The 23,471-nt window shown below is 68.4% G+C and carries 22 protein-coding genes; 8 read left to right on the top strand and 14 right to left on the bottom strand.

All coding sequences use genetic code 11. The features are described 5' to 3' along the window. Positions 1 to 226 precede the first annotated feature (226 nt). Positions 227 to 2,116, bottom strand: a complete 1,890-nt coding sequence (locus ITJ62_RS15075) for an ABC transporter ATP-binding protein (RefSeq protein ID WP_194604487.1) — start codon at positions 2,114 to 2,116, stop codon at positions 227 to 229. On the opposite strand from ITJ62_RS15075, the gene ITJ62_RS19370 reads away from it, so the two are divergent. Continuing rightward, positions 2,031 to 3,263, top strand: a complete 1,233-nt coding sequence (locus ITJ62_RS19370) for a DUF559 domain-containing protein (protein WP_370581945.1) — start codon at positions 2,031 to 2,033, stop codon at positions 3,261 to 3,263. The genes ITJ62_RS15075 and ITJ62_RS19370 overlap by 86 nt on opposite strands. Before the next feature lie 340 nt (positions 3,264 to 3,603). Here the strand turns inward: ITJ62_RS19370 and ITJ62_RS15065 are convergent, their stop codons facing one another. The 3 genes from ITJ62_RS15065 to ITJ62_RS15055 form a co-directional block, all read right to left on the bottom strand. Further along, a complete protein-coding gene (locus ITJ62_RS15065; protein ID WP_079706730.1) occupies positions 3,604 to 4,578 on the bottom strand; it encodes a carbohydrate ABC transporter permease in 975 nt (324 codons plus the stop codon). Then, positions 4,575 to 5,708, bottom strand: coding sequence for a carbohydrate ABC transporter permease (locus tag ITJ62_RS15060; RefSeq protein WP_137243882.1), 1,134 nt, complete (start codon positions 5,706 to 5,708; stop codon positions 4,575 to 4,577). The genes ITJ62_RS15065 and ITJ62_RS15060 overlap by 4 nt, the downstream gene beginning before the upstream one ends. 127 nt (positions 5,709 to 5,835) lie before the next feature. Then, the gene (locus tag ITJ62_RS15055) at positions 5,836 to 7,149 is read right to left on the bottom strand and encodes an ABC transporter substrate-binding protein (protein WP_137243883.1); all 1,314 of its coding nucleotides are present in this window, start codon (positions 7,147 to 7,149) and stop codon (positions 5,836 to 5,838) included. Between the two features lie 298 nt (positions 7,150 to 7,447). Here ITJ62_RS15055 and ITJ62_RS15050 point away from each other — a divergent pair, with 298 nt between their 5' ends. Next, the gene (locus ITJ62_RS15050; RefSeq protein WP_194603742.1) at positions 7,448 to 8,497 is read left to right on the top strand and encodes a LacI family DNA-binding transcriptional regulator; all 1,050 of its coding nucleotides are present in this window, start codon (positions 7,448 to 7,450) and stop codon (positions 8,495 to 8,497) included. Between the two features lie 114 nt (positions 8,498 to 8,611). Here the strand turns inward: ITJ62_RS15050 and ITJ62_RS15045 are convergent, their stop codons facing one another. The 5 genes from ITJ62_RS15045 to rplJ form a co-directional block, all read right to left on the bottom strand. Next, positions 8,612 to 9,910, bottom strand: a complete 1,299-nt coding sequence (locus ITJ62_RS15045) for an MFS transporter (protein WP_191941752.1) — start codon at positions 9,908 to 9,910, stop codon at positions 8,612 to 8,614. Further along, positions 9,907 to 10,368 (bottom strand): MarR family winged helix-turn-helix transcriptional regulator, encoded by a 462-nt coding sequence (locus ITJ62_RS15040; protein ID WP_064294532.1) that lies wholly within the window; start codon positions 10,366 to 10,368, stop codon positions 9,907 to 9,909. Before ITJ62_RS15040 ends, ITJ62_RS15045 begins: the two co-directional genes overlap by 4 nt. Positions 10,369 to 10,508: 140 nt before the next feature. Continuing rightward, positions 10,509 to 10,652, bottom strand: coding sequence for a hypothetical protein (locus ITJ62_RS15035; RefSeq protein WP_194603739.1), 144 nt, complete (start codon positions 10,650 to 10,652; stop codon positions 10,509 to 10,511). A gap of 329 nt (positions 10,653 to 10,981) precedes the next feature. Beyond that, on the bottom strand, positions 10,982 to 11,365 hold the full coding sequence (rplL, locus tag ITJ62_RS15030; protein ID WP_056014124.1) for a 50S ribosomal protein L7/L12: 384 nt from the start codon (positions 11,363 to 11,365) through the stop codon (positions 10,982 to 10,984). A gap of 78 nt (positions 11,366 to 11,443) precedes the next feature. Next, on the bottom strand, positions 11,444 to 11,962 hold the full coding sequence (gene rplJ, locus ITJ62_RS15025; protein ID WP_137243886.1) for a 50S ribosomal protein L10: 519 nt from the start codon (positions 11,960 to 11,962) through the stop codon (positions 11,444 to 11,446). 319 nt (positions 11,963 to 12,281) lie between these two features. Between rplJ and ITJ62_RS15020 the strand changes: the two genes are divergently transcribed. After that, positions 12,282 to 13,439: an AAA family ATPase gene (locus ITJ62_RS15020; RefSeq protein WP_194603737.1), complete on the top strand. Its 1,158-nt coding sequence runs from the start codon at positions 12,282 to 12,284 to the stop codon at positions 13,437 to 13,439. 24 nt (positions 13,440 to 13,463) lie between these two features. On the opposite strand, the gene ITJ62_RS15015 is transcribed toward ITJ62_RS15020, so the two are convergent. The 4 genes from ITJ62_RS15015 to ITJ62_RS15000 form a co-directional block, all read right to left on the bottom strand. Beyond that, positions 13,464 to 13,874, bottom strand: a complete 411-nt coding sequence (locus ITJ62_RS15015; protein WP_194603734.1) for a DUF5684 domain-containing protein — start codon at positions 13,872 to 13,874, stop codon at positions 13,464 to 13,466. 101 nt (positions 13,875 to 13,975) lie between these two features. Then, a complete protein-coding gene (locus ITJ62_RS15010; RefSeq protein ID WP_194603731.1) occupies positions 13,976 to 14,596 on the bottom strand; it encodes a phosphoribosylanthranilate isomerase in 621 nt (206 codons plus the stop codon). 27 nt (positions 14,597 to 14,623) lie between these two features. Next, positions 14,624 to 16,219 (bottom strand): sensor histidine kinase, encoded by a 1,596-nt coding sequence (locus ITJ62_RS15005; protein WP_370581943.1) that lies wholly within the window; start codon positions 16,217 to 16,219, stop codon positions 14,624 to 14,626. Beyond that, positions 16,216 to 16,974 carry a response regulator transcription factor gene (locus ITJ62_RS15000; RefSeq protein ID WP_079003251.1) on the bottom strand — a complete coding sequence of 253 codons (759 nt, stop codon included), beginning with the start codon at positions 16,972 to 16,974 and terminating at the stop codon, positions 16,216 to 16,218. The genes ITJ62_RS15005 and ITJ62_RS15000 overlap by 4 nt, the downstream gene beginning before the upstream one ends. Before the next feature lie 235 nt (positions 16,975 to 17,209). Between ITJ62_RS15000 and ITJ62_RS14995 the strand changes: the two genes are divergently transcribed. The 4 genes from ITJ62_RS14995 to ITJ62_RS14980 all read left to right on the top strand — a co-directional run bounded on the left by ITJ62_RS14995 (position 17,210) and on the right by ITJ62_RS14980 (position 22,010). Further along, positions 17,210 to 18,733 carry an ABC transporter permease gene (locus tag ITJ62_RS14995; protein ID WP_194603728.1) on the top strand — a complete coding sequence of 508 codons (1,524 nt, stop codon included), beginning with the start codon at positions 17,210 to 17,212 and terminating at the stop codon, positions 18,731 to 18,733. 90 nt (positions 18,734 to 18,823) lie between these two features. Then, positions 18,824 to 19,504, top strand: a complete 681-nt coding sequence (locus tag ITJ62_RS14990; RefSeq protein ID WP_194603725.1) for an ABC transporter ATP-binding protein — start codon at positions 18,824 to 18,826, stop codon at positions 19,502 to 19,504. A 239-nt stretch (positions 19,505 to 19,743) separates the two neighbouring features. Then, positions 19,744 to 21,501: an MDR family MFS transporter gene (locus ITJ62_RS14985; protein ID WP_194604481.1), complete on the top strand. Its 1,758-nt coding sequence runs from the start codon at positions 19,744 to 19,746 to the stop codon at positions 21,499 to 21,501. A gap of 17 nt (positions 21,502 to 21,518) precedes the next feature. Next, positions 21,519 to 22,010 (top strand): MarR family winged helix-turn-helix transcriptional regulator, encoded by a 492-nt coding sequence (locus ITJ62_RS14980; protein ID WP_192005853.1) that lies wholly within the window; start codon positions 21,519 to 21,521, stop codon positions 22,008 to 22,010. A 198-nt stretch (positions 22,011 to 22,208) separates the two neighbouring features. Here the strand turns inward: ITJ62_RS14980 and ITJ62_RS14975 are convergent, their stop codons facing one another. Further along, on the bottom strand, positions 22,209 to 23,066 hold the full coding sequence (locus ITJ62_RS14975) for an NAD(P)-dependent oxidoreductase (RefSeq protein ID WP_194603721.1): 858 nt from the start codon (positions 23,064 to 23,066) through the stop codon (positions 22,209 to 22,211). Positions 23,067 to 23,174: 108 nt separating this feature from the next. Here ITJ62_RS14975 and ITJ62_RS14970 point away from each other — a divergent pair, with 108 nt between their 5' ends. Beyond that, on the top strand, positions 23,175 to 23,435 hold the full coding sequence (locus ITJ62_RS14970) for a hypothetical protein (RefSeq protein ID WP_064294542.1): 261 nt from the start codon (positions 23,175 to 23,177) through the stop codon (positions 23,433 to 23,435). The last annotated feature ends 36 nt before the right edge of the window (positions 23,436 to 23,471 follow it).

Genomic DNA, 23,471 nt, shown 5'->3' with positions numbered 1-23,471 from the left:
ACGAGTCCCCTACTCGATCCGGCGGTGCGCGGGCACCCCCTCCTTCGGGGGTCACGATGGCGCTCACTCTAGCCACCCGTGCCACGCGCGCACAATGGGCTGGACCGCGGTTCTTCGCTGGCCGGACAGCGCCGGCGCACGGCCCGGCGCCGGCCCGGCCCCGGCGCGGCCCGCTCACGGCAGCGCATCGTCGACATGCCCGACGCGATGCGACGCGACCTCCCGCTCAGACGGTGACGGCCTGCTGGGCGTAGAGGGTCGCGTACACGCCGCCGGCGGCGAGCAGCTCCTGGTGGGTGCCGCGCTCCACGATGCGCCCGCGATCGAGCACGAAGATGACGTCGGCGTGCACGATGGTCGACAGGCGGTGCGCGATCGACACCGTCGTGCGTCCGCGGGTCGCGTCATCGAGGGCGACCTGGACGACCCGTTCGGAGATCGTGTCGAGGGCGCTCGTCGCCTCGTCGAGGATGAGCACCTCCGGGTCCTTCAGCAGCACGCGCGCGATGGCGATGCGTTGCTTCTCGCCGCCGGACAAGCGGTAGCCGCGTTCTCCGACGAGCGTGTCGTAGCCGTCCTCGAAGCGAGCGATCGTCTCGTGGATGTTCGCCGCACGACAGGCGGTCTCGAGCTCGTCGAGGGTCGCGTCGGGTTTGGCGTAGCGGAGGTTCTCCGCGATCGTCGCGTGGAAGAGGTAGGTCTCCTGGCTGACGATGCCGATGCGGGAGACGAGGGACTCCTGCGTGACGTCGCGGACGTCGGCGCCCGCCACCATGACCCGGCCGCCCGAGACCTCCTGGAAGCGCGGGATGAGGTAGGAGATGGTCGTCTTGCCCGCTCCCGAGGGTCCGACGAACGCGGCGAACTGTCCGGGTTCGATCGTGAAGGAGACGCCGTCGAGGGTGGGGGTCGAGTCGTCCTGGGCGTCGGCGTAGCGGAAGGTGACGTCGTCGAAGCGGATCTGCGGTGCGACGCTCGGGAGCGGTGCGGCGCCGGGGCGGTCGGCGATCGCGGGCTTGAGGTCGAGGTACTCGAAGATCCGCGCGAAGAGGGCGCCGGAGGTCTGCAGGTCGAGGGCGACGCGCATGACGCCCATGAGCGGGAACAGCAGGCGGGCCTGGATGGTGGTGAAGGCGACGATCGAGCCGGCGGTGACGTCCGCCGCGCCGCCGGTGATGAGCCAGCCGGCGACGAGGTACACGATCGCGGGGATGGACGACAGGAAGATGTTCACCATCGCGAAGAACCACTGACCGCTCATCGCCTGGCTGACCTGGAGGCGGATCTGGGTGCGGTTCTCGGCACTGTAGCGTTCGACCTCGGTGTCCTGGCGGTTGAAGCTCTTCGCGAGGAGCACGCCGGAGACGCTCAGGGCCTCCTGGGTGATCGCGGTCATCTCCGACAGCGACTCCTGCGTCTTCGTCGCGATCCGTGCTCGGACCTGACCGACGCGGCGCTGCGCGATCACGAGGATCGGCATGAGGATGAGGGCCACGATCGTCAGCTGCCAGTTGAGGATGAGCATGGCGACGAGCGCGGAGATCACCGTCACGGTGTTGCCGAGCACGCTCGACACCGTGTTGGTGAGGACGTTCGCGACGCCACCGACGTCGTTCTGGAGGCGCGACTGGATGATGCCCGTCTTCGTGCGGGTGAAGAAGCTCAGTTCCATCGCCTGCAGTTGCGAGAACAGCTTGATGCGCAGGGCACCCATGACGCTGTTGCCGACGGTCGCCGTGAGGTAGGTCTGCCAGACGCCGAGCAGGGCGGCGATGATGAAGAGCGCCACCATCACGCCCACGATCTCCGCGAGGGCGACGAGATTCGGGCTGCCGCCGTCGGTCGGGAACAGGCCGACGTCGAACGCCTGCTTGACCAGCAGGGGTGGGAGCACCGCGAGGGCGGCGCCGATGACGACGAGCACCATCGTGAGGATGATCTTGGCGCGGAACGGCACGAACAGTGCGACGATGCGCTTGCCGAGGTTCGGGATCCTGGGCGCCTCGGCGTTGAGCGCCTTCTGCGCCGCCATGTCGCCGCCGCTGACACGGCTGCCCGCGCGGGGTCCTCCGCCCCCGGGTGCACCGCCGCGTGGCCCGCCCCGTCCGCCGTGCATGCTCATCCCGCCACCCTATCCCCGCCCACCGTCCTCCCCGCCCCTCTCCCCGTCCCCGTATGCTTCCCGCTCCGTGACCTTTCTCAGGAGTCCGCCGGCGCGTCGCCTCGCCCGCTCTCCGACCCGCCGTAAGTCTCCTGAGAAAGGGTCACCGCCGCGAGTCCGCTCCCCAGGTCCACTGCGGGGCGGATCATCCCCAGATGAGCAGCGTGGCTCGGCGGTCCGGCGACACCGGGTGGACGATCGATCGATGACAGGAGGAACCTACGTCTTACGCCCGGCGTACGGTATCGCCACGGTCCATCAGCTTCGGGCTCGCGGCCATTCCAAACGGTCGCTCCGACTCGCGGTCGAGATGGCCGAGCTGATCAGGGTGAAACGAGGCTGGTACGCGGACCCCGGTGCACCCCCGGAGATCGTCCAAGCCGTTCGGGTCGGCGGGAGACTCGCGTGCATCTCGGCGGCCGCCTGGTTCGGCTGGGCCACACCGGAAGACCGGCGCATACACGTTGCTGTCCCGTCGAACGCGGGGCGCCTCCGAGATGCGGGCGACCGCCGGTGCCATCCGCCCGCGCAGGATCGGGACGACGCGGTCCTGCACTGGGACGACGATCAACCGGTGGTCCCTCGGGGCGGTTCGATCGCGCCGCTCCTCGTGGTGAGCCGTGAGTCGGCCGTTCGTCAGATCGTCACCTGCCAGCACCCTGACGTCGCCGGCGCGATCTTGGACTCCGTCCTGCACCGAGAACCCCACCGCGGATGGGCGCTCCGCGCGTGGCTGGACGAACTCCCGCACGCGCGCAGGCGCAGACTCCCTCGGCTGGAGCCGGGATGCGAGAGTTTCCTCGAGAGCATCGGTCGCATCCGGCTCGAACGCGCTGGGATCGTCGGTCGACATCAGGTCGAGATCCCGGGCGTCGGACGCGTCGACGAGCTGATCGACGATTGGTTGGTGGTGGAGTGGGATGGACGTGCGTTCCACGACACCCCGGACGCCCATGAACAGGATCGCTGGCGCGACGCCCAGTTGGCGATCCTCGGCTATCGCTCTCTCCGCTTCACATATCGCATGGTGATGGACGACTGGTACGCAGTCATCGGAGCGGTCCACGCAGCGCTCGCGCAGGGCCGTCCAAGGCCCCGCTGAGCGGATCCGATCACCCTCGCACCTGCCAGCCTGAACTCGGTCCCTTTCTCAGGACTCGCCCGGCGCGCCGGGTGTACTCGGACACGACGCACCGCAACTCTCCTGAGAAAGGACCATCCCGGTCACTCGTCGGCCAGAATTCAGCTTCGTCCCTTTCTCAGGACTCCCCCGGCGCGCCGGGCGCACGCCGACACGACGCACCGCAACTCTCCTGAGAAAGGACCATCGGGACCAGGAGAACGAACGACCGGCAGACGCACGGACGCCCCGGGAGCGTGAGCTCCCGGGGCGTTCGCGCACCGACGACGCTGTCGATCGGAGGATCGAACCGCGCGGCGGGTCAGCCCTTCGTCGAACCGGCCAGGAGCCCGCGGACGAAGTACCGCTGCAATGCGAAGAACACGACGAGCGGGACGAGGATCGAGATGAACGCGCCGGCCGTGAGCAGGTGCCACTCGTTGCCACGCGTACCGGTGATCTCCGCCAGCAGCTTCGTGATCGGTGCGACCTCGCCGTCAGCGAAGATGAGCGCGACCAGCAGGTCGTTCCACACCCACAGGAACTGGAAGATCGCGAACGACGCGATGGCGGGCATGGTCAGCGGCAGCACGATCCGGAAGAAGATCTGGCCGTGACCCGCGCCATCCACGCGTGCCGCCTCGATGACCTCGCCGGGGATCTCCGCGACGAAGTTGTGCAGCAGGAAGATCGCCAGCGGCAGCGCGAACATGGTGTGGGCGATCCACACCTGGGCGAAGGTGCCGCTCGCGTCCAGTCCCTCGCCGACCTGCAGACCGAAGATGTTCAGGCCACGGGAGAACGTCGACAGCAGCGGGACGAGCGCCATCTGGATCGGCACCACCTGCAGCGCGAACACGAGGATGAACAGGAAGTTCTTGCCGCGGAAGTCGATCCACGCGAACGCGTACGCCGCGAGGCTCGCCACCACCAGCGGGATCAGGGTCGCCGGGACCGCGATGGCGATCGAGTTGACCCACGAACCCGCCAGGTTCAGCGTCGAGTTGCCGGCCTGCAGCACCTGCACGTAGTTGTCGATGGTGACCTGGAAGTCGGAGAAGATCGTCCACCAACCGGTGGTCTTCACCTGCTGCTCAGGCCGGAACGAGGAGACGAAGAGACCGAAGGTCGGGATCGTCCACAGCACCGCGATGACGACGGCAGCGATGGTCGCGCCACGACTCGTGAGCCGCTTCTTCGTCCGTCGGCTCGCAGCCTCGATGCCGCGTTCACCCTTCGCGAGCTGGTCCTTCGTGGACTCGTCGATCGGTAGTTCGATCGGCTGCACAGCACTCATCGGATCTCCCTCTGCTTCTTGATCTGCCGTGCGTTGTAGATGACGATCGGCAGCACGAGGATGAACAGGATCACGGCGAACGCCGCACTCCGGCCGTTCTCGAAGTTCTTGAACTGGGTGTACATCTCGTTCGCGATGACCGAGGTGCCGTTGTTACCGGCGGTCATGGTGCGGACGATGTCGAAGACCTTCAGCGACGCGATGGAGATCGTCGTGACGACGACGACCAGCGAGGAGCGGATGCCGGGGACAATGACGTTGGTGAAGCGCTGCCAGCCGTTCGTGCCGTCGAGCTCGGCGGCCTCGATCTGCTCGGTCGGAACACCCTTGATCGCGGCGGACAGGACGACCATCGCGAACCCGGTCTGCACCCAGATGAGCACGACGATGAGGAACAGCGTGTTCCACGGCTCGTTCTGCAGCCACTGCACCGGGGTGCCGCCGAACCACACGACGATCTGGTTGAGCAGACCGATCTGGGTCGCGCCGGCCTCACGGTAGGCGTAGATGAAGCGCCAGATGATGGATGCGCCGACGAAGGAGATCGCCATCGGCATGAAGACGAGGATCTTGAAGTACTTCTCGCCGCGGGACTTGTCGATGAACACCGCGTAGGCGAGACCGAAGGCCGTCGACAGCGCCGGGACGAGGAGCACCCAGATGATCGTGTTGATCACGGTGCGGATCGCGCTCGGCTGCGTGAACAGCCAGATGAAGTTGTTCAGCCCGACGAAGTTCTTACCGGACGCCGACATGAACGCGGCGATCGTCGTGTTGATCGACGGCAGGATCAGGCCGATCAGCAGCAGCAGGAACGCCGGTGCGAGGAAGCCGACGAGCTGGACGAGGTACCCGACGCCCTTCTTGGACCGGTAGTCGAGGAGGAAGAGCACGCCACCCAGGACGGCTGCGACGGCCGCGGCCCACAGGAACGAGCCGAAGAAGAGGACGACGACGACGGGCACCAGGACGCAGAACGCCAGACGGATGACCGTGTAGAGGGTGCCCTTGCGTGGCGCGATGTCCACGAAGAAGAGGAGGAGGGCCACCACCGCACCGAAGGCGATGACGACGATCGGGATCTGGGCGAGCGGTGGCAGTCCGCCCAACCAGTTGAGGAAACCTGACATAGCTGGCCTTTCGAGTACGGCGTTGGACCCTGAGTGAACCCTAGGGGGTTCCACTGCTGAGGCGGAAGCGCCGGAGGGTGATCACCCACCGGCGCGTCCGCTCATGAGCAGCAGTTCCGGATATCGATTACTCGCTGGAGGGCCAGCCGGCTTCGATGTCCTTGAGGACCTGGTCGGTCTCGTCGCCGTTGATCCAGTTCACGAGGCCCTTCCAGAAGGTTCCGGCGCCGACGGCACCGGGCATCAGGTCGGAGGCGTCGAAGCGGAACGTGGTCTTCTCGTCCTGCAGGATCTCGATCGCCTGGCTGAGGATCGGGGTCGAGGCGTTCGCCGGGTCGAGGCCGTTGTTGGCGGAGATGACGCCGCCGAGCTTGACCCGCTTGTTCGCCCACTCAGGGCTGGAGAGGTACTCCTGGACCTTGACGGTGCTCTCGTCGTCGCTGAACGCGCCGACGATCTCGCCACCACCGGTGACAGCGGTCTCGCCCTCCTTGATGCCGGGGGTCACGAAGGCCCACACGTCACCGTCGGGAGCGACGGTCGCGCCGGCGTCCTCGAGGAAGCCGGAGAAGAACGATGCCTGGTGGTGCAGTGCGCAGGCGCCGGAGGCGAGCGCCGGAGCGACGTCACCGAACTCGGTCGAGTTGATCGAGGACACGTCGCCGAAGCTCGCGTTCACGTACTCCGGGTTCTTGAGGATCTCGCCGACCGAGTCGAACGCTTCCTTGATCTTCGGGTCGGTGAACTTGACCTTGTTGGCGACCCAGTCGTCGTAGACGTCCGGGCCCTGCTGGCGCAGGACGAGGTCTTCGATCCAGTCGGTGCCGGGCCAGCCCGAGGCGTCGCCGGAGCCGAAGCCGGCGCACCAGGGTGCGGAACCCGTCTTCTCCTGGATGGTCTTGGTCAGCGTGAGCAGCTCGTCCCAGGTCTTCGGGACCTCGACGCCCCACTCCTTGAACTTGGCCGGCTGGTACCAGACGAGGCCCTTGACGCTCGCCATGAGCGGCGCGCCGTAGACGGTGTCGTTGACGGTGCCGTACGCGGCCCAGTCCGTCGACCAGTACTTCTCGATGTTCGCCTTGACGCTGTCGGGCGCGGGCTTCAGGTAGTCGCGCTTGGCGAGGTCGGCCAGCAGGCCGGGCTGCGGGAAGATCGCGAGGTCGGGCGGGTTACCGCCCTGGGCGCGGATACCGATCTGCGACTCGAACTCCTTGGAGGACTCGTACTTGATCGTGATGCCGCTGTCCTTCTCGAAGTCGGCCCAGCTCTCCTCGAGCAGCTTCGCCTCGGTGTCGGCGATCGTCCCGTAGATGGTGACGGTCTTGTCGTCGTCGCCACCGCCGCTGCTGCCCGATCCGCCTGAACAAGCGGTGAGCGCGACGCCCGCGACGGCCAGGACGGCCAGCGGCAGGGCCGTCCGGCGGGTCCGAATGAAACTCATCTGTGTCCTCCTCATTGAGTGCTGCAGGTTCGAACGTCTCCAGGGTCGAGCCGTTCCGATGATGCACTGGTGCGGAATCGGTCCGGATGCGGAACCGTTTCCATGCGTCAAAGTACTTCACCCGGCGACAGGATGCAAGCACGAGAACATAACGAAATAGACAGTGAGAGCGCTCCCACCGAAATCACGCGGCCGGGCGGACCATTCGTGTTCCAGATGTTATGGATCAGTTCCAGTCGACAGTTCCAGGTCTGTTCCAGATTCGCTATGGTGGTGCTACCCAACGGAGGGAGTCGGCATGAGTGGTGCCATCAGTGATGTCGCGGCCCTCGCCGGCGTCTCGAAAGCGACGGCCTCGCGAGCGCTCACCGGGCGCGGATACGTGTCGGCCGAGACCCGGGAGCGGGTCGTGCAGGCCGCGGCCACGATCGGGTACGTCGCCTCACCCATCGCCGCGAGCCTGTCCACCGGACGCACGCTCGCCATCGGCGTCCTGACCTCGTTCCTCAACCGCTGGTACTTCGGCGAGGTCCTGGAAGGGGCGGAGGGTGCTCTCCGTGCGCGGGGCTACGATCTGACGCTCCACCATCTGCCGCCCGACTCCCCGGAACGCGATCGGATCTTCGACGCCTACCTCACGAACAAGCGCTTCGACGGCATGATCTCGATCGGGATCGAGGCCTCGCAGGACGAGATCGCGCGCCTGCTCGCCAACCCCCGTCCACTGGTGTCGATCGGCGGCAACATCCGCGGGGCCCACTCCATCAACATCGACGACCAGGCGCTCGGGCGCGAGGCGACGGAACACCTCATGACACTCGGGCACACGCGCATCGCCCACATCACCGGTCACGACGCCGAACTGCAGACGGACACCGTGCACGGCAGGCGCCTGGCCGGCTATCTCGCGGCGATGGACGATGCAGGGCTCACCTCGGCCGTGCACGTCCTGCCCGCCGTCCACTCGTTGCCAGGTGGCTACGAGGCCGCGGCGCAGCTGCTGCGGGACGCGAGGATCCGCCCGACGGCGGTGTTCGCCTCGACGGACGAGGTGGCGATCGGCATCATCATCGCCGCACGACGACTCGGGATCACCGTTCCGGCGGAGCTGTCGGTCATCGGGATCGACGGGCACTCCTACGCGGAGATGTTCGCGCTCACCACCTTCGAGCAGGAGCCTCGCGCGCAGGGGCGTCACGCCGTCGAGATCCTCCTCCAGGACCTCGAAGAGGAGCAGCGTGCTCAGGCCCCGGATTCGGGCGGCTCGGGCACCACGGTGTCGGAGGTCCACTGGCCGACCCGTCTGGTGATCCGACAGACCACGACGCGCCCCGAATCCGCCGAGTAGACGCCCCGGCTGCGCTCCCCAGCGCGGTGCGCTGACGCGAGCGCGCCCCACCGACGTGAGCGCGGACCCCTGGAGGGTCGCGCTCGCGTCAACGGGGCGCGGTGACCGGTCGGATCAGCTCGCGTCGGCTGCGGTGATCGCGATGGCCTCGTCGAGCTCGCTCTCCACCGGGCCGTCGACCCGGGCGAGGTGCTTGCGTCCGAGGACCACGATGAGGACCGCGACGATGAGCGAGCCTGCGGCCACGTAGTAGGGCGCGGCGGGCGAGAGGAGCTTCGCGATCTCCGCGGCGGCCGGCGGCGCGATCGCCCCACCGAGGAACCGTACGGACGAGTACGCCGAGGATGCGACGTTGCTCGGCAGGTCCGTCGCCTCCATGACCGACTCGGTCAGCACCGTGTTCATGACGCCGAGCAGGAGTCCGCCGACGACGATGCAGACGATGAGGCCGGTGGTGGACTGCACGAGGAGTCCGGCCGCGACGAGGTCCAGCGCCAGCAACGGCAGGACCAGCTTGATCACGGAGGTGCGACGCATCCGAGCCGTGAGCAGCGGTGCGACGAACACGCTCGTGATCGCCAGCGCGACACCCCACCCGAAGAAGGTGAACCCGAGACCCATCGCATCGAGGCCGAGCGGGAACGGCGAGTAGGCGAGCAGGGTGAAGAAGCCGATGTTGTAGAACAGGGCGGCTGCCGCGAGGATGCCCAGCGACGGGATCGCCAGCGCTTTGAACGGCGCGGACAGCTTGAGCGGCGCGGGCTTCGGCCCCTCGGTCTTCAGCAGGGTCACGATCGCGATGAACCCGACGGCCATGAGCGTCGCGGTGCCGAAGAACGGCCACTTCCAGCCGATGCCGCCGAGGAGACCACCCAGGAGCGGACCGATCGCGATGCCGAGCCCGAGTGCCGCCTCGTACAGGATGATCGCGTTGGCGCGGCCGCCCGCTGCGGCTCCGACGATGGTGGCGAGTGCCGTCGAGATGAAGAGCGCGTTGCCGAGGCCCCAGCCGGCCCGGAAGCCGATGACGGCTCCGACGGAGTCGGACAGGCCCGCGAGGAGCGCGAACAGGACGACGAGTGCGAGACCGATGAGGAGCGTGCGCTTGGCACCGATCCGGCTCGAGAGCCAGCTCGTGAACAGCATGGCCACACCGGTGACGAGCAGGTAGCTCGTGAAGAGCATCTCGGCCTGGGTGGGCGTCGCCTGGAGGTCTTCGGCGATCGCGGGCAGGATCGGGTCGACGAGGCCGATGCCCATGAAGGCGATGACGCTCGCGAAGGCGACCGCCCAGACGGCCTTCGGCTGGTGCAGGATGCCGCCGAGGCCGGCACTGTGGCCGGCGCCGTGGCCATGGCTCGACGCCGTGGGCGTGGGCACGGAGGACGTGCGTGCGCTGGTGTCGGCGCTCATGCCGTCAGCTCCGACGCGACCTCGACGGCCACGCGAGCCTGGATGATCTCGACGGTCCTGGCGATCGCGGCGAGGTCGTCGTCCTCGAGGTCGGTGAAGGCCGGCTCCAGGGCGTCGGTGAGCTCGTCGCGCCAGGCGAGGAGAGCGGCCGTCCCCTTCGGGGCGATGGCGATGAGCCACGCGCGGTGGTCGTCGACGTCGGCGATCCGCTTGATCCAGTCGCGCTCGTCGAGGCTCTGTACGAGCTTCGTCATCGTGGGTTGGGACACCCGGCTCTGGCGGGCCAGTTCGCCGACCCGGACGGGGCCGACCGTGGTGAGCACGGAGAGCGTGCGCCAGACGGCGGGCGATTCGGAGGATCCGGTGGCCTGGGCGGCAAGGCGGGTGAGCCGGTGCGATGCCGTGATGAGGTCGCCGAGGATGGTGTGCAGGGGTGAATGCGTACGGTTCTCGGTCATGATCCATCCAGTATACATAGCCAAGCTATGCACTTGCACATTCAGTCCGGTGATCACCATTCAGGAGGCTCCCGGCGCGTCGGCACCGGGAGCCTCCCGCAGGGCGGGACTCGCCCAGGCGGACCTGAATTGCGAACCGGTCAGCGCATCCAGGTGGTGAAGGAGTGGCTGACCCGTGGATCGGGCGGGTGGGCGTCGCTCGCCCGTTCCGACTCGGTGAAAGCGGATGCGAGCTGGGCTCGGATCCAGGTGATGGTTGCACGCCAGCGTGCGTGGGTGTTCATGGTGGTGGGTTCTCCCGATTCGGGCACCGCACCGACAGCCCACGCTCACACGGAGCTGGACGACGACGCGGATACCTGCGTGAACCGTCGACGAACGTCGTCGACGGGTGCAGAGCATCCGCGTCCGTGTGGAGTGACGCGACGAATCGCAGTCCCTCCGGTTAACTGACGGAGGGCACCGCTCCCGAACGAATCGGGGGCGATGCCCTCCGATCACGGATGTCTCTGCCGAGTGCGTGCAGCACTCGTGTCAGGAAGATCCGCGATCGTCAGCGGCGACCGACCGGAGTCGGTCGCCAGCCCAGTGGTTGTCCCCCGCAGGGGACCGACTACTTGAGCGTGACGGTGGCGCCGGCAGCCTCGAGGGCTTCCTTCGCCTTGTCAGCGGCTTCCTTGTTGGCGCCTTCGAGGACGGCAGCCGGAGCGCCGTCGACGAGAGCCTTGGCCTCGCCGAGGCCGAGCGAGGTGAGCTCGCGGACCGTCTTGATGACCTGGATCTTCTTGTCGCCAGCAGCCTCGAGGATGACGTCGAAGTCGGTCTTCTCTTCGACCTCTTCAACAGCAGCGCCAGCAGCAGCCGGGCCGGCGACGGCGACGGGAGCAGCAGCGGTGACCTCGAAGGTCTCCTCGAACAGCTTGACGAACTCGCTGAGCTCGATGAGCGTGAGCTCCTTGAACGCGTTGATCAGTTCTTCGTTTGACAGCTTTGCCATGATTGTTCTCCTTGTTTCATGCCCTGCAACCGCATCACGCGGCGGACAGGTACGGGGTTGATTGTGCGCGGAACCGAATTACTCGGCCGCGGACTCCTGCTTCTCGCGCAGCGCCTCGACCGTGCGAACGGCCTTCGAGAGCGGTGCGTTGAAGAGGTAGGCAGCTCCGAACAGCGAGGCCTTGACGGCGCCAGCAAGCTTTGCCAGCAGCACTTCACGGGACTCGAGGTCGGCGAGCTTGCGCACCTCGTCAGCGGTCAGCGGGTTACCGTCGAAGTAACCGCCCTTGACCACGAGGAGAGGGTTTGCCTTGGCGAAGTCACGAAGAGCCTTCGCGACGGCGACTGGGTCACCGTGCACGAATGCGATCGCGGACGGACCGGCGAGCTCGTCGTCGAACGACGAGATGCCGGCGTTGTTCGCCGCGATCTTGGTCAGCGTGTTCTTCACCACGGCGTAGGTTGCGTCCGCACTGATGCTCTTGCGCAGGTTCTTGAGCTGAGCAACAGTGAGGCCGCGGTACTCGGTCAGCAGAACGGCAGTCGAGCTCTGGAACTTCTCCGTGAGTTCGGCAACCGAGGCTTCCTTGTTCGCCATGGCCACTCCTTTTCGAATCTTGAATGCATGCAGCGGAGGCCGCACACACCAACCGCCGGGCCGGCGAAGGGTTCGGGCATGAAAAAAGCTCCGGCGCAAGCGCACGGAGCTGGGGAGAGGCGAGCCTCGATCAGATCTTCATACACCTGCGCTGGACGTCTCGTCATGAGAACCTTCGACTGTCTCGCTTGCACGCGACAGTGACCGGCGGTCTTTGGTTTCGACAACCATAACACACCCCCGGCCCCGTTCCGACAGGCGTGCACCGGGCGCCACGACCGCCCCTCCGGATGTCCGAGGCGACCGGCACCATGGAGCCATGATCCAGACGCTCGCCATCTCCGGCTACCGGTCCATCCGAGACACCGTGCTGCCGCTGCACGGCCTCGACGTCGTGACCGGCGCGAACGGCACCGGCAAGTCCAACCTCTACCGGGCACTCCGACTCCTCGCGAGTGCGGGCGACGGCGACGTCGTCGGATCCCTCGCCCGCGACGGCGGGCTCTCCTCGACGCTCTGGGCCGGCCCCGAGCACGTGAGTCGCGCCATGGTCGACGGCTCCGTCCCGGTCCAGGGCACGCGCCGCTCGGGTCCGATCAGCCTGCGACTCGGGTTCGCGACGGACACGCTGGGGTATCTCGTCGACCTCGGGATCCCGCAACCGTCCACGACACTCTTCGGCCGCGACCCCGAGATCAAGCGGGAGCAGATCTTCGCCGGCGCACTGGCCAAACCGAGCAGCCTGCTCGTCGACCGACATGGACCGGCGGTCCGGGTCCGCGACGGGTCGTGGCGTCCGATCGGTCGAACGCTCGGCACCTCGGAGAGCATCCTCACCGAGTTCTCGGACGCCGACGCGACGCCCGAGGTCCTCCGCGTGCGCGGCCAGGTGCGCGGCTGGCGGTTCTACGACCAGTTCCGGACCGACCGCGAGGCCCCGGCACGTGCGCCGCAGGTCGGCACGCGGACGCCGGTGCTCGGGCACGACGGCGCGGACCTCGCCGCCGCGGTGCAGACGATCATCGAGTCCGGCGGTCGGAACCGCCTCGACGCCGCCGTCGACGACGCGTTCCCCGGCAGCGTGCTGCGCGTGCGCGCCGACGACGGGGTGTTCCGGCTGGAGCTCGAACAGCCCGGCATGCTCCGTCCGCTCTCGGCCGGTGAGCTGTCCGACGGCACGCTCCGCTACCTGCTGCTCGTCGCGGCGCTCCTCACCCCTCGTCCGCCCGAGCTCATGGTGCTGAACGAGCCCGAGACGAGCCTCCACGGCGACCTCCTGCCCCAGCTCGCTCGGCTCATCACCGCGGCGAGCGCCGACACCCAGCTCGTGGTCGTTTCCCATGCCCGCCCGCTCATCGAGGCCATGCTCGAGGCCGGCGAGGTGCACGAGCACCGGCTGGTGAAGCGACTCGGCGAAACGACCGTCGAGGATCAGGGCCTGCTGTCGACACCGCCGTGGGCCTGGCCGTCCCGGTGAGCGTCCGGCTCCGGTGACCGCCGACTAGGCGCGGTCGGCCTGCTTGCCCAGGTAGCGGTCCGAGCCGTAGCTGAGGATGAAGAACCCGATCAGCTGGAACAGGATGAGCCCGAAGATCCGGAACACCGTGCTCTTGTCGAACTGCTTGCCGATGTGCCAACCGACGATCCATCCGAACACGACGTTCACGAGCGGGATGAAGTAGAGGATGGTCGCCGCACCGGAGAAGCCGGCGAGCTTGACGACGACGTACCAGTTGTAGATCGGGATGATCGCGGTCCAGCCGGAGCGGCCCGACTTCTCGAACATCCCCCAGACGGAGGCGACGAACAGGGCGTAGCCGATGATGCCGCCGAAGACGTTGGCGGGGGCGTTCATGAACTCGATGGCGGCTCGACCGTTGTCGTCCGCGGCGAGCAGGATGGTGTCGAACACGGTGGTGGCGCTCCTTGTTGTCATCGCGGTCGACCGACCGCCTCATCCGACGAATGTAGCGTGCGGGTCACACCGCGGACCAGCGGGTGTCCCTCAGACGCTCAGACGGCCCGGGCGGTGCGGGCGGCGTGCACGAACGACCGGATGAGCTCCGGCGACTTCACCCCGCGCGAGGACTCGACCCCGCTGGACACGTCGACCCCCCAGGGCCGGAGTTCCGCGGCAAGGCCCTGGACGTTCTCCGGTGTGAGCCCACCCGCGAGGATCCAGGTGCGGGTGGGTGGGTTCGCCACCAGGGCGATCGTGTCGAAGGTCTTCCCGGCTCCCGGGTCCGGTGCGTCGAGGAGCAGCAGCTCTTCGGCGTAGGCGGCGCGCTCGGCGGCGTTCTCGGAGGCGTAGTGCACCGCCGAGGTCGCCCGGAGCGTCCGCCATCCCATCGCCTGCAGCTCGTGGAACGCCTCGGGTGGTTCGTCACCGTGGAGCTGGACGGCCTGCACCCCGGCAGCACCGGCGATCCGCGAGACCTCCTCGACCGACTGCCGCCGGAAGACGCCGACCGTGAGCACCGACTCCGGGACGTCGACGAGCAGCGAGGCGACGCGTTCGGGCTCGACGGTCCGGGGCGACCCCGGCGCGAAGACGAATCCGATCGCGTCGACTCCTGCGTCCACCGCCGCAGCGACATCGGACGCCTCGGACAGACCGCACACCTTCACCCACATGGGGACCACGCTACCCGGCCGCACGGATCACTCCGCCGACGGGACGGGGACGCCCGGGGTGGCGACGGCCGGCAGCTCCACGCGGAACACCGTCCGTCCTGGTGTGCTCTCGCACCTGACGGTGCCGTGGTGCGCGGTCACGACGGCGTGCACGATCGCGAGCCCGAGGCCGGTGCTCCCCGTGGCCCGTGAGCGGGAGTCGTCACCGCGGACGAAGCGCTCGAAGAGGTTGGGTTGCAGCGCAGGGTCGATGCCGGGGCCGTCGTCCGACACGGTCAGCACGGCGATCTCGCCCGCAGGACCGCTCTCGACCGCCAGCCCCGTCCGCACGGTCGTCCCGGCGGGCGTGTGGGTCCGCGCGTTCGCCAGCAGGTTGACGATCACCTGTTGCAGCCGGGACGCGTCTCCCGTGACGAGGACGGGCTCCTCGGGGAAGTCGAGTTCGAACACGTGGTCCGGCCCGGCGACATGGGCGTCGCCGACGGTGTGGATGACGAGTTCGGTGAGGTCGACGGGGCGTTTCGCGAGTTCGCGTCCCTCGTCCAACCGCGCCAGGAGCAGCAGGTCTTCGACGATCGTGGTCATGCGACCGGCCTCGGAGCGGATCCGGCCGAGGGAGTGGGTGACGTCCTCCGGTAGTGCGTCCGACTTCCGGGCGGCGAGTTCCGAGTATCCGGCGATGGACGCCAGCGGGGTCCGGAGCTCGTGGCTCGCGTCCGAGACGAACCGGCGCACCTTGTTCTCGCTCGCCTGCCGGGCGTTCAGCGCGGACGAGACGTGCCCGAGCATGCGGTTGATCGCCGATCCGACGCGTCCGACCTCGGTGCGCGGGTCGGTGTCCGACTCCGGTACCCGGACGGCGAGCGCCACCTCACCGCGGTCGAGTGGTAGTTCGGCGACGACCGCGGCCGTCGCGACGACCCGGTCGAGCGGGCGGAGCGAGTACCGCACGATCGCGAACGCGGCCAGCCCGGCGAGCAGCAGGACCACGACGCTCATGATCGCGATGAGGGTGACGAGCTGCATGACCGTCGACGCGACCTCGGCGAGCGGAAGCCCGATGATCCTCGTCGCGCCGCTCGCGTCGGTGACGGCGACGACGCGGTAGTCGCCGAGGTGCTCCCCGAGGTTGATGGTCGACGGTCGGTCGCCGGCCGAAACCGTGAGGATCATGGCGTCCTGGCTCTCGGTGCACGGGACCGTGCTGCCGTCGGCGTTGAGGTATCCGGCGTTCACGATGGTGCCGTCGACGACGATCGCCCCGAGTGCGCCGGGCCCGAGGCCCGGAGCGCCGATGAAGGCGGGCGGCTCACGCGTGCCCGAACCACCGCCGTAGCCGTCGGGGATCGCGGCGTCGGGGATGGAGTCCGGTGCGGGGAGCTGGCCGTTGCGGCCGTAGTCGACGATCCGCTCGGCGGCCTTCGTGAGCTGGTTGTCGACGCCCTCGGTGAGGAGGCCGCTCACCGCCACCGCGCTCGCGACACCGACGATGGCGCTGCCGAGGGCGAGGAGCCCGACGACGACGACCATGAGGCGTCGACGGAGCGTCCACGGTGCGCGCTTGGGGTGGGTGGAGCCGGTGGTCGTCGCTGCCGGGTCGGTGACGGGGGCGCTCGTGGTCACGAACCGACCGTCGGGATCTTCAACATGTAACCGGCGCCGCGCACGGTGTGGATCATGGGCTCGCGCCCGGCGTCGATCTTCTTCCGCAGGTAGGAGATGTAGATCTCGACGACGCTCGCGCGACCACCGAAGTCGTAGCTCCACACCCGGTCGAGGATCTGGGCCTTGCTCAGCACCCGGCGCGGGTTCCGCATGAGGAACCGCAGCAGCTCGAACTCGGTCGCGGTGAGCTCGATGGGTTCGCCGTCGCGCGTCACCTCGTGGCTGTCCTCGTTCAGCACGAGGTCGCCGACCACGATGTCCGGCCCGGACTCGTCGGCGGCCAGGAGGGTCGAGCGGCGGATGAGCCCGCGCAGCCGGGCGACGACCTCCTCGAGGCTGAAGGGCTTCGTCACGTAATCGTCGCCGCCGGCGGTGAGGCCGGCGATGCGGTCGTCGAGCGAGTCCTTGGCGGTGAGGAACAGGACGGGGACGTCGCTCCCCGAGGTCCGCAGGCGGTTCAGCACCTGCAGGCCGTCCAGGTCGGGCAGCATGATGTCGAGCACGATGGCGTCCGGTCGGAAGTCGCGGGCGATCGTGAGGGCCTCGCGGCCGTCGGCGGCGGTCCGGATCTCCCAGCCCTCGTAGCGCAGGGCCATCTGCAGGAGGTCCGTGAGCGTCGCCTCGTCGTCAACGACGAGCACACGGACGGCGGTGCCGTCGGCCCGTTTGAGTGCGCTTCGCGCGGCACCGGGCGCCTGGGTCGGGATGTTCACGCGTTCAGTATTCGCCTCCGCCCTATGAGCTGTCTATGAACCGACCAGACGGATGCTGTGCCCTCCCCGAGCCGGCGGAGGGCCCGCAGTGGCCTGGGCCGATTCATAGCGTCACCGAGGCGCAGGCCAAGCGGGCCTCCGTAGCGTCCGGTCCAAGTCATCCGCGACGTGCGGATCGTCGGCGTCCCGCAACGGGGACGCCGGCACGTGCACCAGAGCAGAAGGAAACGCAGACATGTTCGGAACCTATCTCCGGCGGGAACTCGTCGGTCGTCGCAAACAGACCATCATCATCGCCATCGGGATGGCGCTCGCCATCGCCCTCGTGATCATCGTCAACTCGGTCGCAGCCGGTGTGAAGACGGCGCAGGCGTCGGTGCTGGAATCTGTCTACGGGGTCGGAACGGACATCACGGTGAGTCAAGCCGCCGAAGCGCCGACGGAGGGCGGCGGCCCCGGCCAGAACTTCGACTTCGGCTCGGGCGACGGGTCGACGAGTGACGGCACGACGACGGTCAACCAGTCGCGACTCGAGGCGGCGCGCGGCACCTCGACCTTCGACGCGACCGCGCTCGGCACGATCACCGACGTCGCCAACGTCGAAGGCGCCGCAGCCACCCTGTCGCTCACGAACACGACCTTCACGGGCGAGCTGCCCGACTTCTCCCAGGCGCAGGGATCCGACGGTACGGCAGGCGCGCCCGGCGGTGACACGACCGGCGGGACCCCGCCGCAGGGTGGTCCGGACGGCGCAGGCGGGAGCTCCTTCGGCGTCGACTCCTTCACGGTCCTCGGTCTCGACCCCTCGGGTGACGCCGTCGGGCCACTCTCGGCCGTCACCCTCAGCGACGGTCGCTCGCTCGCAGCCGACGACGCGGGCACGGACGTCGCCGTCCTCGACGCCTCCTACGCGACCGAGGCGGGGATCGCCACCGGCGACACGATCGACATCGCGGGCACCACGTTCAGCGTGGTCGGCACGGTGACCGCTTCCGGAGCCGACGCCACGACCGCGTCGGACGTCTACATCCCCCTCGACGTCGCGCAGACGCTCGCAGGACTCGACGGCCAGGTCAGCGACGTGTACGTGCAGGCCGCCTCGTCGACCGACATCACGCAGGTGCAGACGGACATCGAGACGGCACTGCCCGACGCGACGGTGAGCACCCAGGAGGACCTCGCGTCCACCGTGTCCGGCTCGCTCGCCTCGGCGTCGACGCTCGTGTCGAACCTGGGCACCTGGCTGTCGCTCATCGTGCTCGCCGCCGCGTTCCTCATCGCGATCCTGTTCACGATCTCCGGCGTCACGCGCCGCACCCGTGAGTTCGGCACGCTCAAGGCGATCGGCTGGAGCAACCGACGCATCGTCGGCCAGGTCGCGGGTGAGTCCGTCGTACAGTCGCTCATCGGCGGTGCCGTCGGTGTCGCGGTCGGCCTCGTCGGCATCCTCGTCGTGAACCTCGTCGCCCCGACGCTCAGCGCGGCGGCGACGACCTCGGCCGGTGGCGGACTCGGCGGACCCGGCGGTGCCGCAGGCATGCCGTCGGATGCGGCGGCGGGAGCAGCCGGTGGGTTCGGCGGCGCCCCGGGCGCTGCGGCCGCGACCACCACCGACATCGTCCTCCAGGCTCCCGTGACCGCGTGGATCATCGTCATCGCCGTCGGGATCGCCATCCTCGGCGGGCTGCTCGCCGGTGCCATCGGCGGGTGGCGCGCCTCACGACTACGCCCGGCCGAAGCGCTCCGTTCCGTCGCCTAGGCGACGCACCAGACGCCGCCGGGTGGTCGTCTCCCCCGCGACCACCCGGCGGTCCGACTCCTCACTCCGACCAGCAGAACGAAGGACCCCATGTACACGATCACCGGCCTCACCAAGCAGTACCGCCAGGCGAAGCGCTCCGTCACGGCGCTCGACGGCGTCGACCTCGAAATCCCCGACGGACAGCTCGTCGCCATCCAGGGCCCGACCGGCGGCGGCAAGTCGACGCTCCTCCAGATGCTCGGCGCGCTGGACCGACCGACCGCCGGCAGCATCTCACTCGCCGGCGACGACCTCTCGACGCTCAGCGAGACGAAGCTCGGCAGGATCCGCGCCACGGAGATCGGCTTCGTGTTCCAGGGCTTCAACCTCATCCCGACGCTGACGGCACAGGAGAACGTCGAGATGGCCCTGGTCCCGATCGGCACCCCGCGGGCCGAACGCGAGACCAGGGCTCGGGCGGCGCTCGCGTCCGTCGGACTCGCGGAGCGGGGTTCGCACCTCCCCACCGAGCTGTCGGGCGGGCAGCAGCAGCGGGTCGCGATCGCCCGTGCGCTCGTCAAGGAGCCCGAAGTGCTGCTCGCCGACGAACCGACCGGCAACCTCGACGAGGAGACCCGCGACGAGATCATGGACCTCCTCGAGGGCCTGTGGCGGGACCGCGGACTCACGGTCGTGGTGGTGACGCACGACACCGCGGTCGCCAAGCGCGCCGAGCGTCGTCTGCACATCGCGAACGGGAAGCTCAAGGACGTCACGACTCGGCGCTGACCGGCCCCTCGGCAGGCTCGGGGAGCGGACTCCCTCCGCTCCCCGAGCCGCCCCGACCCGCCCCGGTCCCTGAGCCGGTCGAAGGGCCACGGGAATACCCCGCCGTCGTGATTGGTTGACACTGATCAACTACTTCTCATATAGTTGACGCATATCAACTAGCTGACGTCATCACGATCGCGGAGCCCATGTCACACACCACCTCAACACCCGCCACGCCCGCTCGCGCGGACAACGGCATGACGCATCGCCAGGTGCTCGAGGCCCTCTCCGGCCTCCTCCTCGGCATGTTCGTGTCGATCCTCGCCGGAACCGTCGTCTCGACCTCCCTCCCCCGGATCATCTCCGACCTGAACGGCGACCAGACGGCGTTCACCTGGGTCGTCACGGCCACCCTCCTCGCCACCACCGTCTCGACGCCCATCTGGGGAAAGTTCGCCGACCTCTTCAACCGCAAGCTGCTCATCCAGCTGGCGCTCGGCGTCTTCGTCCTCGGCTCGGCGCTCGCGGGCTTCTCGCAGGACACCGGCACGCTCATCGGGTTCCGCGTCCTGCAGGGCCTCGGCGCCGGTGGTCTCACGGCGCTCAGCCAGATCATCATGGCCGACATCATCAGCCCGCGTGAGCGTGGGCGGTACATGGGCCTCTTCGGTGCGGTCATGGCGGTCGGCACGGTCGGCGGCCCGCTCTTCGGCGGACTCCTCACCGACTCGCTCGGCTGGCGCTGGAACTTCTTCGTCGGCGTCCCCTTCGCGATCGCAGCGATCTTCCTCCTGCAGCGCACGCTCCACCTCCCGAAGCGGAACGTCGGCAAGGTCAAGATCGACTACCTGGGCGCCGCCCTCATCGCCGGCGGCGTCTCGCTGCTGCTCATCTGGGTCACCCTGGCGGGGACGCAGTTCGAGTGGGCGAGCTTCACGACGCTCGTCATGGTGGGCATCTCCGTCCTCCTGCTCGCCGCAGCGGTCATCGTCGAGATCAAGGTCGACGAGCCGATCATCCCGATGTCGCTGTTCAAGAACCGCACCTTCACCCTCGCGGTCGTCGCGAGCATCTCGGTGGGTGTGGCGATGTTCGGCACCTCGGTGTTCCTCAGCCAGTACATGCAGCTGGCGCGTGGAGCGACGCCGACCGAGTCGGGTCTGCTGACGCTCCCGATGATCGGCGGCCTCCTGATCGCCTCCATCGTGGTCGGGCAGTTCATCTCCCGCTTCGGGCACTGGAAGCCGTACCTCATCGTGGGCTCGATCCTCCTCACCGTCGGCCTGTTCCTCATGAGCACGATCCACTACGACTCGAACTACCTGCTCGTCTCCGTGTACATGTTCGTCCTCGGCGCCGGTGTCGGCATGGTCATGCAGAACCTCGTGCTCGTCGTCCAGAACGACGTCCTGCCGCAGCAGCTGGGCACGGCGAGCGCGGGTGTCGCGTTCTTCCGCAGCCTCGGCGGCACGATCGGCGTCTCGGTCATGGGCTCGGTGCTCGCGACGAAGGTCACCGACATGCTGTCCGACCGACAGGACGACCTGCAGGCGGCCATCGTCGCCCTCGGTGCCCCTGGCGCCAAGATCGCCGAGACGCTCTCCAGCGGCACGATCCCGAAGGTGAGCACGCTGCCCGAGTCGGTGCGGACCATCATCGAGTCCGTCTACGGTGACGCGGTGGCCGACATCTTCCTCGTCGCCGCACCACTCGCGATCCTGACGATCATCGCCGTGATCTTCCTGCCGAACAAGAAGCTCGGTTCGAAGAACGCCGTGCAGCGCATGGCCGAGCAGCGTTCCGGGGAGCCCGCCCTCGTCGGCGCGGCCACCGGTTCCGTCACGACGGCCACCGCGTCCACGTCGACCCAGTCGTTCGCGACCGGTGCGCTCGACGTGGCCGAGGCCATGATCGGCGGCGAGGCGGACACCCGACTCGAGCGAGGACGGGACGAGACCGCCGACACCGACGGCGGTACGGAGGCCGAGGCACACAGCCCCCGCCACGGCCGCTAGTCCGTACAATGCGAACGATGTCCATCGATCACGACGCCCAGGCCGGGCCGGCCGCTGCCGACGACGCAGCGGCCGGCACCGCGCACGACCTCGCGATCGGTGCCGTGGAGGAGCAGTTCGCGCTCCTCATCAACCGCATCCGCAACGGCATCCGTGACCGCGCCGAGCGGATCTCCCCCGGGCTCCAGCCGGCCGGCTACAAGTTGCTCAGCATGGTCTCGCGCTCCGGAGCGATCCGCGCCGGTGCCCTGGCCGAGATGCTCGCGACGGACAAGAGCGCGGTGAGTCGCCTCATCCACCAGCTGGAGACGCTCGGCCTCGTGACGAGGACGCCGGACCCCGAGGACGGCCGTGCGAGCCTCGTCGTCGCGACCGCCGAGGGCGAGCGCCGGATGGAGTCGACGCGGGCCAACGACCAGGCGATGCTCTACCAGCAACTCTCGTCCTGGGACGAGGCCGAGGTGCGGCGGCTCGCCGAACTCCTCGCGAAGCTCAACGGCGCCCTCTGACCCGGCGCACGGTTCGCAATTCAGGACGCCCGCGGCGCGTCGCGCCTGCTACCCGTCGCGAGGTCAGAACACGCCGTATGCGTCCTGAGTTGTGAACGTCACCCTGTCCGGTTCGCAATTCAGGACGCCCGCGGCGCGTCGGCGGCTCAGGGGCGAGCCGGCGGGCGACTGGCCGGGGCCGTCCTGAATTGTGAACCGTCAGGGGGCTGAAAGGGTGTCTCGCCAGCTGTGCTTCGGGTCGTACCCGAGGACCTCGCGGGCGTGGTCGATCGAGAGCAGCGTGCCGTTGCCGGCGATGTCGCCGTTGACGGGCACGTCCGGGAAGACCTCCGCGACGAGCTCGACGTTGTCGCGCGACATGACCGTGTCGGCCGCCGCGATGATGAACCGGTCGAACCCCGTGGCCTGGTGCTCGAGCGCGAGCCGCACGGCCTGGGCGCCGTCGCGGCCGTCGATGTAGCCCCAGAGGTTCCACTTGCGGAGGGTGGCGTCGGCGTCGAACGACGGGAACGCCGCGTAGTCGGCCTCGTCCATCACGTTGGAGAAGCGCAGGGCGATGATCTTGAGCTCGGGGTGCCACCGCGTGAGCTCGATCGCGAGCTGCTCCTCGAGGTGCTTCGAGAGCGAGTAGGTCGACTCGGGTCGGGCGGCGTAGGCCTCGTCGACGGGGATGTACGGCGGCGGGGTGTCGAACGGCAGCCCGAGGACGGTCTCACTCGACGCCGTGACGATGTTCGTGATGCCGGCTTTGATGGCGGCGTTGAACACGTTGTAGGTACTGAGGATGTTGTTCTGGAAGGTCGTCGTGTTCGTCGAGAGCCCCGGCGCGGGGATCGCGCTCAGGTGGACGACCGCGTCGAACCCGTCCGGCGCCTGCTCGTCGACACCGGTGAGGGCGTCGAACACCTGGCCCGCGTCACGCAGGTCGATGCGGACGAAGCCGTCTCCGCGCTCTCCCGCCTGGTCGAGGTTGATCACGAGGTGACCGTGCTCCCGAAGATGGCCGACCACTGTTCGCCCGAGCTTGCCCGAGCCTCCCGTCACTGCGATTCTCATGACGCCATCCTGGTCCATCCGACGAGGAATGGGTGGGCGATTGACAACTCACCCAGGAACCGGCGGTCGCGGCGGAATGGCGGACCGCCGGGTCGCGTTGGACGAGATGTGAAGCTCACCCTGTACACCTCCGCGTTCTGCGCCCCCTGCATGCAGGCTCGCGCGGTCCTGGCCGAGGTCCCGGCGCTCGTGGCCGGCGCCGTCGTCGAGGAGCGCGACGTCGCCTTCCGTTCGGCGGAGGCGGAGGCCGACGGCATCCGTTCCACCCCGACGGTCATCATCACGGCCGACGACGGCACCGAGGTGTTCCGCGCGACGGGGGCGCCCACGCTCAACCAGGTGCTCGTCGCGGCGGCGAAGGCGCTGTAGCCCTTCGACAGGCTCAAGGACCGAAGAGGCAGCTCA

It is taken from the genome of Plantibacter sp. VKM Ac-2876, from assembly GCF_015350715.1.
GTDB classification, from domain to species: Bacteria; Actinomycetota; Actinomycetes; order Actinomycetales; family Microbacteriaceae; genus Plantibacter; species Plantibacter auratus.
This window is presented reverse-complemented; position numbering and strand designations above follow the sequence as displayed.

Bases quoted from the DNA above. Each gene is read 5' to 3' on its own strand.
- ITJ62_RS14995 (WP_194603728.1), top strand. From the start codon at position 17,210: ATGTTCGGAACCTATCTCCGGCGGGAACTCGTCGGTCGTCGCAAACAG.
- ITJ62_RS15060 (WP_137243882.1), bottom strand. From the start codon at position 5,708: ATGTCAGGTTTCCTCAACTGGTTGGGCGGACTGCCACCGCTCGCCCAG.
- ITJ62_RS14975 (WP_194603721.1), bottom strand. From the start codon at position 23,066: ATGAGAATCGCAGTGACGGGAGGCTCGGGCAAGCTCGGGCGAACAGTG.
- ITJ62_RS15020 (WP_194603737.1), top strand. From the start codon at position 12,282: ATGATCCAGACGCTCGCCATCTCCGGCTACCGGTCCATCCGAGACACC.
- ITJ62_RS15010 (WP_194603731.1), bottom strand. From the start codon at position 14,596: ATGTGGGTGAAGGTGTGCGGTCTGTCCGAGGCGTCCGATGTCGCTGCG.
- ITJ62_RS15035 (WP_194603739.1), bottom strand. From the start codon at position 10,652: ATGAACACCCACGCACGCTGGCGTGCAACCATCACCTGGATCCGAGCC.
- ITJ62_RS15040 (WP_064294532.1), bottom strand. From the start codon at position 10,368: ATGACCGAGAACCGTACGCATTCACCCCTGCACACCATCCTCGGCGAC.
- ITJ62_RS19370 (WP_370581945.1), top strand. From the start codon at position 2,031: ATGTCGCCGCCGCTGACACGGCTGCCCGCGCGGGGTCCTCCGCCCCCG.
- ITJ62_RS15050 (WP_194603742.1), top strand. From the start codon at position 7,448: ATGAGTGGTGCCATCAGTGATGTCGCGGCCCTCGCCGGCGTCTCGAAA.
- ITJ62_RS14990 (WP_194603725.1), top strand. From the start codon at position 18,824: ATGTACACGATCACCGGCCTCACCAAGCAGTACCGCCAGGCGAAGCGC.
- rplL (WP_056014124.1), bottom strand. From the start codon at position 11,365: ATGGCAAAGCTGTCAAACGAAGAACTGATCAACGCGTTCAAGGAGCTC.
- ITJ62_RS15045 (WP_191941752.1), bottom strand. From the start codon at position 9,910: ATGAGCGCCGACACCAGCGCACGCACGTCCTCCGTGCCCACGCCCACG.
- ITJ62_RS14980 (WP_192005853.1), top strand. From the start codon at position 21,519: ATGTCCATCGATCACGACGCCCAGGCCGGGCCGGCCGCTGCCGACGAC.
- ITJ62_RS15075 (WP_194604487.1), bottom strand. From the start codon at position 2,116: ATGCACGGCGGACGGGGCGGGCCACGCGGCGGTGCACCCGGGGGCGGA.
- ITJ62_RS15055 (WP_137243883.1), bottom strand. From the start codon at position 7,149: ATGAGTTTCATTCGGACCCGCCGGACGGCCCTGCCGCTGGCCGTCCTG.
- ITJ62_RS15065 (WP_079706730.1), bottom strand. From the start codon at position 4,578: ATGAGTGCTGTGCAGCCGATCGAACTACCGATCGACGAGTCCACGAAG.
- ITJ62_RS14985 (WP_194604481.1), top strand. From the start codon at position 19,744: ATGACGCATCGCCAGGTGCTCGAGGCCCTCTCCGGCCTCCTCCTCGGC.
- rplJ (WP_137243886.1), bottom strand. From the start codon at position 11,962: ATGGCGAACAAGGAAGCCTCGGTTGCCGAACTCACGGAGAAGTTCCAG.